This is a genomic window from Flavobacterium magnum, assembly GCF_003055625.1.
Classification (GTDB): domain Bacteria; phylum Bacteroidota; class Bacteroidia; order Flavobacteriales; family Flavobacteriaceae; genus Flavobacterium; species Flavobacterium magnum.
This window is the reverse complement of record NZ_CP028811.1, coordinates 1,125,927-1,140,976: the sequence shown is the minus strand read 5'-3', so window position 1 is coordinate 1,140,976 and position 15,050 is coordinate 1,125,927. Positions and strand designations below refer to the sequence as shown.

At 45.5% G+C, this 15,050-nt stretch carries 9 protein-coding genes; 6 read left to right on the top strand and 3 right to left on the bottom strand.

The annotated features are described in order from the left end of the window. Positions 1–799 precede the first annotated feature (799 nt). The 3 genes from HYN48_RS04645 to HYN48_RS15270 all read right to left on the bottom strand — a co-directional run bounded on the left by HYN48_RS04645 (position 800) and on the right by HYN48_RS15270 (position 5,796). Positions 800–3,892 carry a T9SS sorting signal type C domain-containing protein gene (locus HYN48_RS04645; RefSeq protein ID WP_146171720.1) on the bottom strand — a complete coding sequence of 1,031 codons (3,093 nt, stop codon included), beginning with the start codon at positions 3,890–3,892 and terminating at the stop codon, positions 800–802. Between the two features lie 153 nt (positions 3,893–4,045). After that, positions 4,046–4,666, bottom strand: coding sequence for a response regulator (locus tag HYN48_RS04640; RefSeq protein WP_108370014.1), 621 nt, complete (start codon positions 4,664–4,666; stop codon positions 4,046–4,048). Continuing rightward, a complete protein-coding gene (locus HYN48_RS15270) occupies positions 4,663–5,796 on the bottom strand; it encodes a tetratricopeptide repeat-containing sensor histidine kinase (RefSeq protein WP_181248529.1) in 1,134 nt (377 codons plus the stop codon). Before HYN48_RS15270 ends, HYN48_RS04640 begins: the two co-directional genes overlap by 4 nt. A gap of 1,359 nt (positions 5,797–7,155) precedes the next feature. Here HYN48_RS15270 and HYN48_RS04625 point away from each other — a divergent pair. The 6 genes from HYN48_RS04625 (at position 7,156) to HYN48_RS04600 (ending at position 14,930) form a co-directional block, all read left to right on the top strand. Next, the gene (locus HYN48_RS04625) at positions 7,156–8,157 is read left to right on the top strand and encodes an EamA family transporter (RefSeq protein WP_108370012.1); all 1,002 of its coding nucleotides are present in this window, start codon (positions 7,156–7,158) and stop codon (positions 8,155–8,157) included. Positions 8,158–8,159: 2 nt separating this feature from the next. After that, a complete protein-coding gene (locus HYN48_RS04620) occupies positions 8,160–9,605 on the top strand; it encodes an APC family permease (protein WP_108370011.1) in 1,446 nt (481 codons plus the stop codon). 306 nt (positions 9,606–9,911) lie between these two features. After that, positions 9,912–11,003 (top strand): FAD-binding domain-containing protein, encoded by a 1,092-nt coding sequence (locus HYN48_RS04615; protein ID WP_108370010.1) that lies wholly within the window; start codon positions 9,912–9,914, stop codon positions 11,001–11,003. Then, complete coding sequence (locus HYN48_RS04610) at positions 10,996–11,694, top strand: SDR family NAD(P)-dependent oxidoreductase (RefSeq protein WP_108370009.1); 699 nt, start codon at positions 10,996–10,998, stop codon at positions 11,692–11,694. Before HYN48_RS04615 ends, HYN48_RS04610 begins: the two co-directional genes overlap by 8 nt. A 2-nt stretch (positions 11,695–11,696) precedes the next feature. Next, entirely contained in the window at positions 11,697–13,124 is a 1,428-nt protein-coding gene (locus HYN48_RS04605; RefSeq protein WP_108370008.1) for an SDR family oxidoreductase, read from the top strand. A gap of 153 nt (positions 13,125–13,277) precedes the next feature. Further along, entirely contained in the window at positions 13,278–14,930 is a 1,653-nt protein-coding gene (locus HYN48_RS04600; protein ID WP_108370007.1) for a helix-turn-helix domain-containing protein, read from the top strand. Positions 14,931–15,050 lie beyond the last annotated feature (120 nt).

The window sequence follows — 15,050 nt, the reverse complement described above, 5'->3', positions numbered from 1 at the left end:
CTTCCAGCCTTTGTTATTGGAGTTGCTTAGGACGATTTTGATATTGGCCAGTCCACGATTTTGTGGACTTCGTTGGGCGTGTAGATCTTGTGCTTGCAACAAGGCCGCATTTTGTGGTAGTCCTCGATGAAGTATTTCAGTTCTTCATGGATGGTCGACGACAGGATTCCTTTGGAATGTCGTTGATCGGCCTTTCGAAAATTCGAATGCGGCAGACCCTGGACGCTCCTTCGTTCGATGTCCAAAAAGGGTCGATTTTCAGGCTAATTTACGAAAAATCAAAGCGTTACCGCTCGAGATTCGGTCAAGAGGGGGAGCAGAAAAGAGTAACATGAAAATGTTGCTCTTTTTTATTTTGGGATGTTCCTATGCAGTAAGTCTTCAAAAGTGTTGGGTTGGCAAGCGCCAATACAATCATGTCACTTTCAGCAAAAAAAGATCATGCTATTTAATTCAAGCGGCCCATCAGCAAATCATAACCTTTACCTGAGAAGGGTTGGGTATTCCCAGTACGGCTCGAATATTGAATATCTCTAGCTCCACCCAACTTTCAGGAATCACTTTTATTGCTAACGGTATGCGGCAGCCTACCATTCAAACACGCGAAATCTTTCAATTTGATGAAATGAGAACGTTTTACTACGAAATCCGAATGCTTTGGGTTGTAATCGGGGTCAGCGTTGATTCCAAAAATTATGCTTTTTAAATTTGTGGCCTTTAACTTTCTAATGGAAGTGTTACAGCAGCGTACCAATAATAAGTCCTCCAATTGTGGAGGACTTTGTATCTCTTTAACTATTTACCTAACTATTTTTTTAACCACGGTACCCCCCGCGTCCGACTTTATCTGGACCATCAAAATTTGCGATGCCGCCGGGAGGTTTTCAATGGTGGTATTGTCTCCATTTACATTGTCCCGGTAATAAATTAATCGCCCTTGGACATCAAATATTTTTACCTCGTTTATCGTAAAGGCTGCCGACTTTATATGCACGACTCCCCGATCGTTGTATACAACGACGCTTTTTTCATCCTGTGAGGCGGTGGATGTGCCAAGCGTTGTATTCTGGAACACCACTTGAAATCTATCTGCAAAATCGCCTTCACTGGAAACAAATGCATAGGCACTATCTTTGAGGTTATGGAGGGTTCCCGTAAAATCATCTTTTAGAAAAATCTCCGCCCCATCGGCAAAAACCCCATCAAAATGATCGAGCGAAATTGTATAATTTCCGGACTGAGCCGCCTTGAAATTCAATTTTACCGTGTCTGTGTTTTGAAATGGTGTCGGACGGCCCTGAATGGTAAAAGCGGCACCGTCAACAAGGCTTGAAAGGCTGGGGCCTTCCATGTCAATCAACTTACCGTCCATGGATTCGTCAATATTCAGCGTAGCACCATCGAGGTAACCAACTAACATTTGACTGACATTCGCACCATCATTATTCAAGTTGAGCCAGAAGCGGCTTTTATTTTCGGTATTGGTCCTGAAGAACTGCCCATCGTTATTGCCGATACGCATCGTATTATTGAACGTAGCCATTCCCGAAGCGGCTTTCAACAACAGGAAACCTTGCCCCGTCTGGATGGTACCATTCGGCACATCACCTCCGTTAGGCGCTGCCGTTCCAACGGTGTTGTAAGTTGCATAATTGGCGTTACCCGATCCCAAAACGTTATGCGTCCAGAAGTAAAGCGTCCCCGGATTCGCCTGCAAAAATAGGTCTGCACTGATTGGCGAAGGATATGGATTTCCCAATAAATTGAAGCCGCCATTATTTGCTGTAACAGGGATTGAGAAATCACCGTTGTTTGGTGTGCCCGTAAAAGTCCCCTGAAAAAGCTGTTTTGGGGCGGGCGCACCCAAAAAAGTGTTGGGAGCCCTTACCATATAGCCCACTGGTGCCACAAAATTTGTGGTAGCGGGGTCAGCAACCTGAACAAAACTATTTGTGGTTTCATTCAACGTGTAAAAACGGTTGCTCAATGTCAACGGTGAAAATGCCTGTAACTGTTGGCCCGTAACCGGTGCACCCCAGTAAACATACTCAAGCCTTCTCATCATGGCATTTCTTTTGAGCGTGATATTGCCCGAATTTTCCAATGTATTTGTCTGTAACAAATTGGCATTGTTTTGAAAAGTAAGCGAAGCGGTTGCCGCAACGACCACCTTATTTGCGATGTTGAAATCGTGGCCTGAAAGGACCGTCACGTTAGCGGTACCGTTCACCACGAATCCACAGGCTGATAAGTCGCCTGTTGAGGTATAATCGGCGTTGATGATTGCTTTGAGATTTGAATTAGGATAGCCTGCGCTCCAGGCTACGCCGTCCCAGGTTGTGATGCCACCTTCTGTGATGTTGAAACCCTTACTCGTACTGCAGCCATTGGTATCGAAAATGAAACAGGTGTAAGAACCCGGTGCCAGGTTGGTCGCTGTAGCTGCATTGCCGCCAGACGGGAACCACGCATAACTGTAAGTTCCCGAGCCACCCGTCACGGATACGGAAGCAGTCCCGTCATTCTCACTGTTGCAGGTAACATTCGTTTGCAATCCAATGGCAATTATCTGCTCCGGCTGTGTAATTGTGATGGTTTTCGAGACAGTACACCCAATAGCGTCAGTAATAGTGACGGTGTAGGTCCCGGCAGCAAGTCCGGACACTGACGCCGTTCCGTCGCCTGACGGGTTGCCGGGTGTCCAGTCATAACTGTATGATCCGATACCTCCTGTTACATTAACAGTTGCCGATCCGTTGTTGCCGCCAAAACAGCTCACATCTGCCTGTGAACCTGTGGTGGTCATGCTGGACACTGTAAGCGTAGCGGCATTTGTATTTACGGAGCCGTCGGCATTTGTAACGACACATCGAAAAAGATAACCTGACATTGTACCTGTAACTGCAGTTAATACCAACGTATTTGTAGTTACATTGGAGTAAACCCCACCATTACTTAAATTAGTATACCCTGAACCCGAATTGAGTTGCCATTGGTAGCCAATGCCGTTTCCAGCCGCGACGACACTGAACGTCGTTGCACTACCAGCACAAATAGCCCTGTTTGCGGGATGGGTTGTGATACTTGGAGGCATTACAAATGTGACTGTACCCGGCGGTACAACAACGGGCAGACCACTTGTAAGATTGAACGAACGATTCCAGTTTGCTTTGGTCAGGATTGCCGTTCTTGCCGCGGCTACGTTCGCATAAGGCGCGCCGGTACCTTTGAAGGAGGCATTGGTGTAGGTGCCGCCAGTGCCCGGATTGCCCATCCATATTGTTGAGGTACTTGACGATAAGCCAGCAGGTCGGGTAGACGTCGTGGGTCCTGCGGCACATGTCCCAATAGTATCCCAATTGGCGTCACTGGCTACCGAACAAGTGCCCCAATGAAGACCGGCAACAAATGTGGTGCCCGTGGCCGTAGGGTCGCCAGCAACATTCTGGAAAGCAATAAGCTGATCGCCAGCGGTACTTAGGTTAAGGCCTGATATCGCATTACCCCCTAAAACCTGCGTTACCACCCCATTTGCGGTACCATTTACGGTAGCAGTATAAGCTGTTATATACACTTCGGCTCCGACAGTCAAATCAGAACCTGAAACCCATTTAATGGTCCCCTCAGATGTGCCGGATGCCTGCCAGCTTGACGTGAAATAGCCGCGATCCGTAAAGTAAATGACCGTACCGGACGAAATATTCGTTAGCAGCACAAAAGAGAACCGATCGGCTGCGCTTGCATTATTTGTTCCGAGGGTTGAATCATAACCGGTGAATAATAGATCTCCGGCGGCAAGTGTCGTTTGCGCTGTTACTTTGCTGCCCGCAAAGAAAAACAATACCACAATGAAGGGTAAATGCAACCATTTTTTTAAGTCTAATTTTCTCATTTTGATTTTTTGGTGATTAAGATTTACAAGTGATTTCGCGTTGGTATCAGGCAAAGCCCGCCACGTGGTATTGATTGGTTCTTAATCAATACCCTTACAAGTTGCCGGCAGTGTACCTCCTGATTTCCGGAGGTTTTTAAATTCCCTGCCTGATTAATATACTATAAAGCCTGATTTTAGCGCTTGTTTTACCAAGAGTGCTGTGTTATTGGTCTTGAATTTAGCCAACAGATTAGTCCGGTGGCTGTCCACCGTTGTAGGGCTGATGAAAAGTTCTTTGGCAATTTCTGTATTTGACTTACCGCTTGCGATAAGTTGTAAAACTTCCCGTTCCCTTCGGGTCAATACTATTTCTGTTTCCGTTTTGAAGGTGTTCAAAATACTTTTGGCTTCCTCCGAAACATATGTTTTATGTGATAAAACTGTATTCAGCGCCTTTAAAAATTCATTTTTTGTGGTGTTTTTCAGCAAATACCCTTTGGCGCCGCTGTCAAGCATTGCCTGGATATAACTGGGTGTATTAAAGGTGCTTAAACCAATAATGATGATAGATGGGAATTTCAGCAAAATCTCCCTGCACAAGTCAATACCGCTGCAATCCGGTAGGTTGATGTCCATGAATATGATATCGGGTTTTTCAGTTTTAAGAAGTTGATTCGTTTGCTTTCCATTCAACGCAATACCTACAATTTCAAACGAACTATCGCTTTCGATCAAGGCCTTTATGCCTTCGATAACCAAGGGATGATCGTCAACAATTATAATCTTTGTCATATCGGAAGCTCAATATTTACGGTTGTTCCCAGATGGTTCGATGTAATGTGCATGGTTCCTTCCAATACCGACACCCTGTTCCTGACATTTGAAATTCCAATTCCGCTTGTTGCGTTGTTTGTGTCAAAACCTTTACCATCATCCTCGATGGTGATGTATAACGTAGTGCTTTGCACCGCCTGTTGAACAATCAAATTTTTGGCTTCGGCGTGCTTCACTGCGTTGTGGACCAATTCCTGGATGATTCTGTACACCGTTACCGAATGCGTGAAATCTTTGTGGTAGCCCTCCATATTTATCGGGCTAAAAGCGACCTTCAACGCATTTGAATGGCCGATGTAGGAACAATAATCGCGTGTGGCCGTTTCCAAGCCAAACTTTATCAGATTTTCCGGAATCATATTGTGTGCGATGTTTCGCAGATCCCTGATTCCCTGATCTAAGATATCGATGGTGTTTTCGAACGACTGAGCCTCGTTGGCTTCCATTATAAAGCTATTTTTCATACTGTGTAACGACTGTTTGACACCTGACAATAAACCTCCCAAACCGTCGTGAAGGTCTTTGGCGATTCGGGTCCGTTCGTCTTCCTGGGTTTTTATGATTGATTTTGACGCGACGATTTGCTGGATTTGACTCGCTATTTTTTGTTTTTTCTCTCTGTTCTTGTAAACAAACCAGCCCAGGACGACCAAGGCAACGATCCCAAATGACAGGAAAAAGATGGTCATTTCTTTGCGTTGCAACGCGGCTTTCTGCAATTTGAGCTCGGCATTCTTCTTCTCAACCTTAAATTTTGTATTTAAAATATTGATGTTTTGCTGCGTTTCTTCTCCCCTGAAAACGTTATCAATGGAATCATAAACGGTGTAATGGTCTTCGGCTTTGCTGTAGTTCCCCAACCGGGTTTCAAGCTCATACATCAAGTAATGCACCTGCATGACGTTTTCAGGATTGTCCTTTTCTTTTGTGGAATTTTTTAAAGCAATTTCAGCATACGATTTCGCTTTATCAATCTGATTGTTAAACAAGTACGCTCTGCCTAACAAACGGTCGCTTTTTATCCATTCAGAAACAAATTCCGGATTGGCTTTGCTGATTTTATGAAAAATCGTTGCCGTTTCCAGCATTTTAGGATAGTTCCGTTTAATATTCCATAAATCGGTTATATTTTCCAGAACGTATAATTGTTGAATTATGTTTTGATTTTTGTAGGCTAATTCCAGAGCCCGGCTATAGTGATAATCGGCACTATCCAATGCTTTATCATTTGTAAAACCCAAACCCAGATTGATATGTGCTTCCGCCAGAAATCTTTTTTTGGGATGCTTATTGGCATAATACAGTGATTTTTGGCTGTATGCTATCATTTTTTTGTAATCATGAATGGCATAACTGTTAGCACTTAAATTTACATACAAAATGGCGAGCCTATAAGGGTCTGGCTTGAGCTTTTCTTCGATATGTAGTGCTTTTAAAAGAGCAAATCGTGTTGAATCAGGATAGCCTTTCATCGTGTAGGCGTATGCTAAATTGGAATACGATTGGGCTTGTTTATCGAATTTTAACTTCCTGGCATTTTCAACGCCTTTCTTCGCAAAGTAAACACAGCTGTCCGGCTCATTTTGATAGGAGTAAAATTTTGCCATCAACTGATAGTACCTGCCTTCTCCATTGGGATGGTTCAATTTTTTACTTAGAGAAAATGATTTTTGAAGGTATTGCTTGAAATTTTTTGGATCATCAATATACGTTTCCGCTACATCCAAAAGCAAATATACTTTGGTGGTATCCTGTTTTGATTTGGACAATTCCTGCAACAAAACGTTACGATCCTTTTGACCATAAACCGAAATGGAGCATCCAAGACTGATAAATAATATTGTAAAAAATTGCTTCATGATGATGCATCAAAATTAAATGGGCGGTTATTGGTAAACAATGGTGTGATTCCACCATTTTTTGAAAATTATGTGCGAATATAGCGACAAAAAAAATCGGAAAGTACTGCGTTACGTTATTTCTTAAACTGCTTTCGCCCTATACACTTGGGAGATGGTTATTAACTGGTGATTTTATAACAATTTAAAAATATTTCATTAGCATAGTTTAAAAATAAGTTGATACTTTTGTACCCGAAATGAGAAATATAAGCCATAATAAGATGACCACAGTTTGCTGCATGATGTGCTGCATGTCTGATGCGTTGTATGAAATGGCCCCGAGATAAATAATTTTATTTTCACAAGTTTATAAAGCCTTTCATATCCGAAAGGCTTTTTTTGTTTAACCCTAATTTGAATACTATGAAAACACAGGCAAGTAAAAATTTCGCAAAAAAACACCACTCAATGGACTGCTGCCATATGATGATGTGCGTCCATTGTTGCCGGAATGTGTCTTCTTAGTTATACACCAATGTAATTATCAGGTCCTTCCTCAACTCAGAGCAAGGGCCTTTTTTTATTTAAACCTTCAAAAAAAATATCATGTCAATTATAAAAAATAAAACTACGCTGCTAATTGTGCTGGCGTTTGCCGGAATCTATGTCATCTGGGGTTCCACTTTCCTCGCCATATCATATGGCCTCAAAGGGTTTCCACCGTTCATTCTTTCCGGTTTCAGATTCCTGGCCGCCGGAGTACTGCTGTTGCTTTGGCGCAAAAGCAAAAAAGAAAGCACCGGATCGGCGACAGGATGGAAAAAAAATGCCATTACCGGCATCCTGATCCTTACGGGCGGCACGGGACTGGTTGCCTGGGGCGAGCAATACGTGACGTCGACTGAGGCCGCGATTGCCATCGCCACCGGACCGTTCTGGTTTATTGCGCTCGACAGGAAAAACTGGAAAACCTATTTTTCCAATAGATTAATTACACTCGGCCTGATCATTGGCTTTGCCGGTTTATTGCTTTTTCTCCAAGGCAGTGTAAGGCCGGCCCAGGCTGAAAATGACGGCAGCCTGAAAGTGCTTGCATTTATTATTCTGGCATTGAGCTCAGTGTCCTGGGTCATCGGTTCATTGTACTCGAAGAACAATCCGGCAGGAAATTCCACGTTTATGAACATCGCCCAACAACTGATTGTTGCCGGGGTAGCAAGCCTCATTGTCGCGCTGTTCCGCGGCGAGTGGACAGTATTCGAGCTGTCCGAAATCACGACTTCCTCGATACTTGGACTGCTCTTCCTCGTTTTCTTCGGATCCATTACGGCCTATGTTTCTTACATCTGGCTTTTGTCTGTCAAAGATCCCGTCCTGGTCAGCACGCACACGTACATCAACCCTATCGTGGCGGTTATCATCGGCTGGCTTGTTGCCAACGAATGCATTTCCTCAGCACAATTCGCGGGGTTGGGGATCATACTTTCAGGTGTGGCATTAACCAATTTGTCGCGCTACCAATTTGAAAAACGAACCCAGGTAAAAATCAGGAAATTCAATCAGGTCCTAAAAAGGATTGTCAACCCATATAAATACATCACCCAATAACTATGCTGAGAAAATCAATTGAATTATTAAAAAGCGAGGCCGCACAGACAGGCAAAGGGACATTGAAACGAAGTTTAGGTGCCGTAAACCTGGTTGCCATCGGTGTAGGAGTTATCATCGGCGCAGGTCTGTTTTCACTTACCGGGATTGCCGCAGCCAATAATGCAGGACCTGCAGTAACCTTATCATTTATCATAGCGGCGGTGGGCTGTGCGTTTAGTGCGTTGTGTTACGCAGAATTCGCGGCGATGGTTCCTGTTTCCGGCAGCGCCTACGCTTATGCCTATGCCACTTTGGGCGAATTGTTTGCCTGGATCATCGGGTGGGATTTGGTACTGGAATATTCAGTGGGTGCGGCGACTGTTGGCATCAGTTGGTCGCAGTACCTTGTCAAATTCCTTGAAAAGTTTGATATTCACATTCCGCCGCAACTGGTGCAGTCGCCCTTTGAATCTGTGACATTACTGGACGGTTCTGTCGTAAGCGGGATAGTGAATCTTCCTGCGGTACTCATCATCTTCGTGATTACGGCCATCATTATCCGGGGCACCAAATCATCTGCGATATTTAACATCATCGTGGTCACCCTTAAAGTCGGTGTGGTTATTGCGTTCATTGGCCTCGGATGGCATTACATTGACCCCGGAAATTACCAGCCATACATCCCCAACAATACCGGGACATTTGGTGAGTACGGCTGGAGCGGCATCCTGCGGGGCGCCGGGGTTGTATTTTTTGTATTCATCGGATTTGATATTGTGGCAACCATGGCGCAGGAAACCCGGAATCCGCAGCGCAATATGCCTATCGGTATTTTGGGGTCATTGTTGGTATGTACGGTCCTGTTTATCCTTTTCGGGTATGTGATGACCGGACTGGCCAATTACACAGATTTCAAGAACAGCGCTGCCCCGGTAGCCATCGCGATTGCAAACACCCCTTACGAATGGCTCGGTGTCGCGGTAATCCTTGCCATTTTGATCGGTTATACGTCTGTAATTTTGGTGGACTTACTCGGCCAGTCAAGGGTGTTTTATGCCATGAGCAAAGACGGACTCCTGCCCGGAGTGTTCTCAAAACTGCATCCGAAATTCCAGACGCCATCGAGATCGAATCTCGTATTGTGCCTGTTCATCAGCTTGTTCGCAGGATTTGTCCCCATCAGCGTCGTGGGCGAGATGACCAGTATAGGCACCCTTTTGGCGTTCGTTATGGTTTGTTTGGGCATACTGATACTGCGCAGGCAACAACCCCAACTCGAGCGCCCTTTTAAAACGCCATTTGTCCCCCTAGTCCCTATTTTGGGCATTGTAACCTGTCTGGTCATGATGTTTTCATTGCCACTCGATACCTGGATCAGGCTGATTGTATGGTTGCTGATTGGCTTTGCGGTTTACTTTTTTTACGGCAGGAAAAACAGTAAATTAAGGGCGCAGGCGAAACCATAAGACGCAACCGGTTTTGAATCGCTTATCAAAGAAAAGACTTCACCGCGATGTGAGGTCTTTATTGTTTTGGGAAGTTTTTGCTTCCGAGTAATGTATTGTCGAACGCCCAATACCCACCTCTGGAACGGAATCATCGAAATTGGAAAGTCGAGTGTCGAAATAAGCACAGCGAAATGCAGCCACCGGGTGCAGTCATCCCCATCGCTTTAGAAAGGACAGGAAACCAAAATCCCTTGCGGATGAAAACATTTTGTTTAATTTTTAAATAATATTGTTAAACAAAAATATAATGCCTATTTTTATGGTATGAATAGCTTCCCTACCGCCATTGATGAAATTCTCGCTTGCGTTGAAAACTTCGACCCTACCCATTACGCCGCCACGCGAAATTTTAAGGATGGACAGGTGTCACGCCTGTCGCCTTACATTTCCAGGGGTGTGATAACGACCCGGCAGGTGTTCCGGAATCTCAAAGCGAGATATCCGAAAACGGTGCTTGAAAAGTTCATACGCGAGCTCCTGTGGAGGGACTATTTTCAAAGATTGCTGCAGTCGCGTCCGGAATTGTATCACGCATCCATCCGCACCGACAGCGATGCGAAAATTTCGGGTATACCCATTGCCATTTTGAATGGCGTCACGGGCATCCGGGAAATTGACGCTGCCGTGCACGACCTTTACCAAACCGGCTACATGCATAACCACTTCCGACTTTACGTGGCATCAATTTGCTGCAATGTGGCGCGTCTCGGATTTTCAGTACCGGCCGGCTGGATGTATTACCACCTGCTTGATGCCGACGTCGCCAGCAATTTTGCGAGTTGGCAATGGGTCGCCGGAAACCTGACCGGGAAGAAGTACATTGCGAACCAGGAAAACATCAATTTCTACAGCAGATCACAGCAGTCGGCGACCTTCCTGGACTGCACCTATGACGAGCTGCAGGACATGCCGGTGCCCGAAATACTTAAGGACCACACCGTTCCGGTGCTTGATACGTTCCTTACAAAAACAGGGATACCTGACCTGAAAACAGCCACCGCACTTTTGTACGACTTTTACAACCTCAATCCTTTTTGGCACGAGCATGAGCACTACGACCGCATATTGATCCTTGAACCGTCGCATTTCCGAAAATTTCCTGTCAGCGAAAAAGTAATGGCTTTTGTGCTGGCGCTCTCCAGGAACATTCCCAATCTGAAAGTCTATTGCGGTGAGTTTGAAGACCTGCGATCGGCTTATCCCGAAGTCCGGTTCATCGCGCGGGAGCATCCCATCATCAATTACCACGGGGCGCAGGTGGAAAGCCGCGAATGGATCGTGCCCGAAGTCACCGGTTTTTACCCATCTTATTCCAAATATTATACAGCCTGTTTAAAATACCTGAATTATGAATGACCAAAAAAAATACCTTATTGCAGGTGCCAGCAGCGGCATCGGGCGGGAAATCTGCCAAAAACTACTTGACGACGGATGCCATATCATTGCGATAGGCAGAAGTCCCGAAAACCTGCCGCAACACAGCGCTCTGGAATTTATCCGACATGATTTCATGCTGGATGAACCACTTCCGGACATCGATGGTACCCTTGACGGCATGGTTTACACCCCGGGCTCGATCAACCTTAAGCCTTTATCATCAGTAAAGGAAAGTGACATCCTCGACGACTTCAGGATCAATGTGCTTGGCGCTTTCCGGCTGATCAGCAAATACCGCAGGAACCTTTCCGAAACAAGCCATCCCGGCATTGTGTTGTTCAGTTCGGTCGCTGCTGAAATCGGGATGCCTTTCCACACCAGCATCAGCATCAGCAAAGCCGCGGTGCAGGGACTCACGAAATCGCTTGCCGCAGAATTTGCGCCGAAAGTCAGGGTCAACTGCATTGCCCCGTCGCTTACTGATACGCCTTTGGCGAAAATGCTGCTCAATTCAGATGCCAAGCGTCAGTCAGGCATGGACCGCCATCCGCTGAAACGCATCGGCAGTGCGGAAGACATCGCTGATCTGGCGATTTACCTTTTGAATGCCGGTTGGATGACCGGACAGGTTGTCCATATCGATGGCGGACTGGGAACCATAATGAAATAATCATGAGAATCCTGCTTACAGGCGCGTCAGGCTACATCGGACAAAGACTTATACCGGTACTGCTGGACCAGGGCCACGAAGTCGTCTGCGCGGTCAGGGATCGTGCCCGTTTCGACCGGAAAAAATACAACACCGACAGGCTATCCGTCATTGCGCTTGACCTGCTTAACGAAAAGACGCTGGGCAACATCCCATATGCCATAGACGCTGCCTATTACCTCGTGCATTCGATGAACAGCGGCAAAGACTTTGAGCGTATGGAAGCGATTTCGGCAAAAAATTTCGTGCGCCAAATCGAAAAAACGCAGTGCCGGCAGGTCATTTACCTGACCGGGATCGTGAATGACAGCCAACTCTCACCGCACCTTGAATCGAGGAAATCTGTTGAGGCCATCCTGCATGCCTCCACCGTGCCACTGACGGCGCTCAGGGCAGGCATTATCGTAGGCTCAGGCAGTGCCTCATTTGAAATCATCCGCGACCTCGTCGAAAAGTTACCGGTAATGGTCGCACCGCGTTGGCTTCAGACAAAATGCCAGCCCATCGCAATACGGAATGTCATCGAATTTCTCGAGGGCGTCCTGCTTCGCGAAGACTGCTACGGGCAGCAATTCGACATTTATGGCCCCGACATCCTGACCTATCGCGAGATGTTGTTACAATTTGCACAACAGCGTGGACTCCGCCGAAGGATTTTTACCCTGCCAGTGATGACGCCGAAACTGTCTTCGTACTGGCTGTATTTTATTACATCAACCTCCTACCACCTGGCGCGCAACCTGGTGGACAGCATGAAAGTGGAAGTCGTCGCAAAGGAAAACGACCTGGTCGACCGTCTCGGCATCAGGCTGCTCACCTATCGGGAAGCGATTGCGATCGCGTTTGATAAGATTGAGCAAAACCTCGTGCTGTCGACCTGGAAAGATGCCCAGACCAGTGAGGCGCTCGCGTCAGGCATGGAGCGCCTCATTGCGGTGCCCGAATATGGATGCTTCCGCGATATGAAAACCCGGAAGCTTTCAAATCCCGCATTGGCACTGGATAAGATTTTTGCTTTAGGCGGTGATACGGGCTGGTATTATGGCAATTGGCTGTGGAAACTGCGTGGCTTCATTGACAAACTTTTCGGCGGTGTGGGCCTCAAACGCGGACGAAAGCACCGGGCAGTGATTTACGCAGGAGAATCACTCGATTTCTGGCGCGTGCTCTATTCGAGCCGAAGCGAAAAACGATTGCTCTTGTATGCTGAGATGAAACTTCCCGGCGAGGCCTGGCTTGAATTCCGGATTTCAGATGATAATACGCTGTACCAGACGGCGACGTTCAGGCCGCTTGGATTAGGCGGCCGACTCTATTGGTACGCCGTCCTGCCGTTCCACTATTTCATATTTAATGGTATGATTGATGAGATAGCGAAAGCCGAAATGTGACCGTTTTGTGATTTTTCCATGCAAATTCCGCTAAATATGTTAAAAGATTTTGCGCCCGGCTCAAGATTCAATGTTTTTTAACTATTGGTTGTTAATGCCCGTTGGATTTGACTTTTTTTTATTTTCTTTATAAAAAAAATCACCCGCAAATTAATGAGCCGTCTTTTCGCACTTTGTACTTTCCTGCTTATGGCTTCCTGTGCAAAGAACAATGAGGATTTAAGCGCTTCTTTTCAGCATTACGATTCCGTCCTGGATAAAACCGAAAAGATTATCTACCACGACACCCTGCTTACGCGAACGATACTGAACGAAAAGATATTGGACAGCGACAAAGATGCCGTGGCGAAATTATTGGCCAAATGCCAGATTTTATGTTATCAGGGGAACTCGGCACAATGCGATTCAATTGCCAAGATTGCGATCAGGACCGCAAAGAAAAACAATGATGCGGTGGGTGGCTATTTTGGCAACACCTTCAGGTATACGGCAAATTATTATTCGAAATCCGATAATGAGGCGCAAAAGGTGTACTATGAATTTTACGAAAAGACGAAGCAAGACAATCCGGAATTCCATGAGAATGTAGTAAATAACCTGATTTACTCGCTGCTGGATATGGACAATGACGTTAAATATTCGGAGTATCTCAAGGAGCAGTATACTTTGGCAAAAAAACTCAACGACTCGCTGGTTTGGTGCAATTACTATTCAAATAAGGCCTACTCATATTATCGTAAATATGGCAATGACAGCCTCGGGCCGGTCCTGATGAATATGGACAAGGCGCTGCAATTTTGCCACAAAAGCAATTACCAGGCTTATTACGCGGCACTTTTTAACCGTGAAAATTTCAAGGACAATCCGAATCCTGAAGTACTCAAACAATGCATTACTGAATCGGCGGCGCATCACTTTTTCGACCCGAATTATTATGTCAACCTGCTCTACTATTACACATCGCGGCAAGATATTGGCAACAGTGCCTATTACTACACACTAAGCCAGAAACGGCTGTTGGAAAATAAGGACTATTACAGCCTGTACGTCAATAATGAGAACATGTATACCATGTACAAGACGCTTGGGAATGCCGATAAAGCGCTGTATTTTAAGGACCTTTCCTACAAATACGAGAGGTTGTATAATGCAAAAGACACGAAAGACAAAATCAATGAACTTGAATGGTTTTATAAATCGAAGGAGGTTCGGAAGGCGTTACAAAAGAAACGCATTGAAAATAGTATTCTGACAACCATCGCCGCGATATTGCTGGTATCATTCATCGGATATTGGGCCATTACACTGGGAAGGAAGAAACGGCAGCACCAGAAATACCTCGAACTTGTCGATAAGCTGAATCAAAAAAACACGCTGCCGTCCAATGAAAATATTGAGGCCACGCCAGAGCAAACCGCCGATAAGGAGGCCATTAAGGTAATCGTGGAAGAGGACGTTATCGAAAAGATTGCCAAAGGCCTGGCGAAAATGGAGCGCAAGCACGATTTCCTGAAGCCCGATTTTAAGCTCGGCTATGTGGCGAAGAAGATCAATACGAACACATCGTACCTTTCAAATTATTTCAACAATCACAAAAAACAGACCTTTTCAGAATATACACAGGAGCTCAGGATGAATTATGTGCTGAAAAAGATTAAGGAGGATGCCATTTTCCGGAAGTACACGCTGCAGGCGATTGCGGAAGAAATAGGCTATAAGGAAGCGGCCACTTTTGTAAGGATTTTCAAAAAACACACCGGGATTTCACCCTCGTTTTTTATTGAAGAGACTGAAAAGGAAAACTGACGGTAAAACATTTACCAACAAACGTTTGCGTCACAAAAAGCACGTGCTTTTTTATAAAAAAGCATATGTGTTTCTTTATATATAAGGAGTTAAAAGTTAAGTTTGCTTTGCTATAAAAAT

Excerpts from the sequence above, each read along its gene's own strand:
- HYN48_RS04640 (WP_108370014.1), bottom strand. The coding sequence starts at position 4,666 with ATGACAAAGATTATAATTGTTGACGATCATCCCTTGGTTATCGAAGGC.
- HYN48_RS15270 (WP_181248529.1), bottom strand. The coding sequence starts at position 5,796 with ATGCTGGAAACGGCAACGATTTTTCATAAAATCAGCAAAGCCAATCCG.
- HYN48_RS04615 (WP_108370010.1), top strand. The coding sequence starts at position 9,912 with ATGAATAGCTTCCCTACCGCCATTGATGAAATTCTCGCTTGCGTTGAA.
- HYN48_RS04600 (WP_108370007.1), top strand. The coding sequence starts at position 13,278 with ATGAGCCGTCTTTTCGCACTTTGTACTTTCCTGCTTATGGCTTCCTGT.
- HYN48_RS04610 (WP_108370009.1), top strand. The coding sequence starts at position 10,996 with ATGAATGACCAAAAAAAATACCTTATTGCAGGTGCCAGCAGCGGCATC.
- HYN48_RS04620 (WP_108370011.1), top strand. The coding sequence starts at position 8,160 with ATGCTGAGAAAATCAATTGAATTATTAAAAAGCGAGGCCGCACAGACA.
- HYN48_RS04625 (WP_108370012.1), top strand. The coding sequence starts at position 7,156 with ATGTCAATTATAAAAAATAAAACTACGCTGCTAATTGTGCTGGCGTTT.
- HYN48_RS04605 (WP_108370008.1), top strand. The coding sequence starts at position 11,697 with ATGAGAATCCTGCTTACAGGCGCGTCAGGCTACATCGGACAAAGACTT.
- HYN48_RS04645 (WP_146171720.1), bottom strand. The coding sequence starts at position 3,892 with ATGAGAAAATTAGACTTAAAAAAATGGTTGCATTTACCCTTCATTGTG.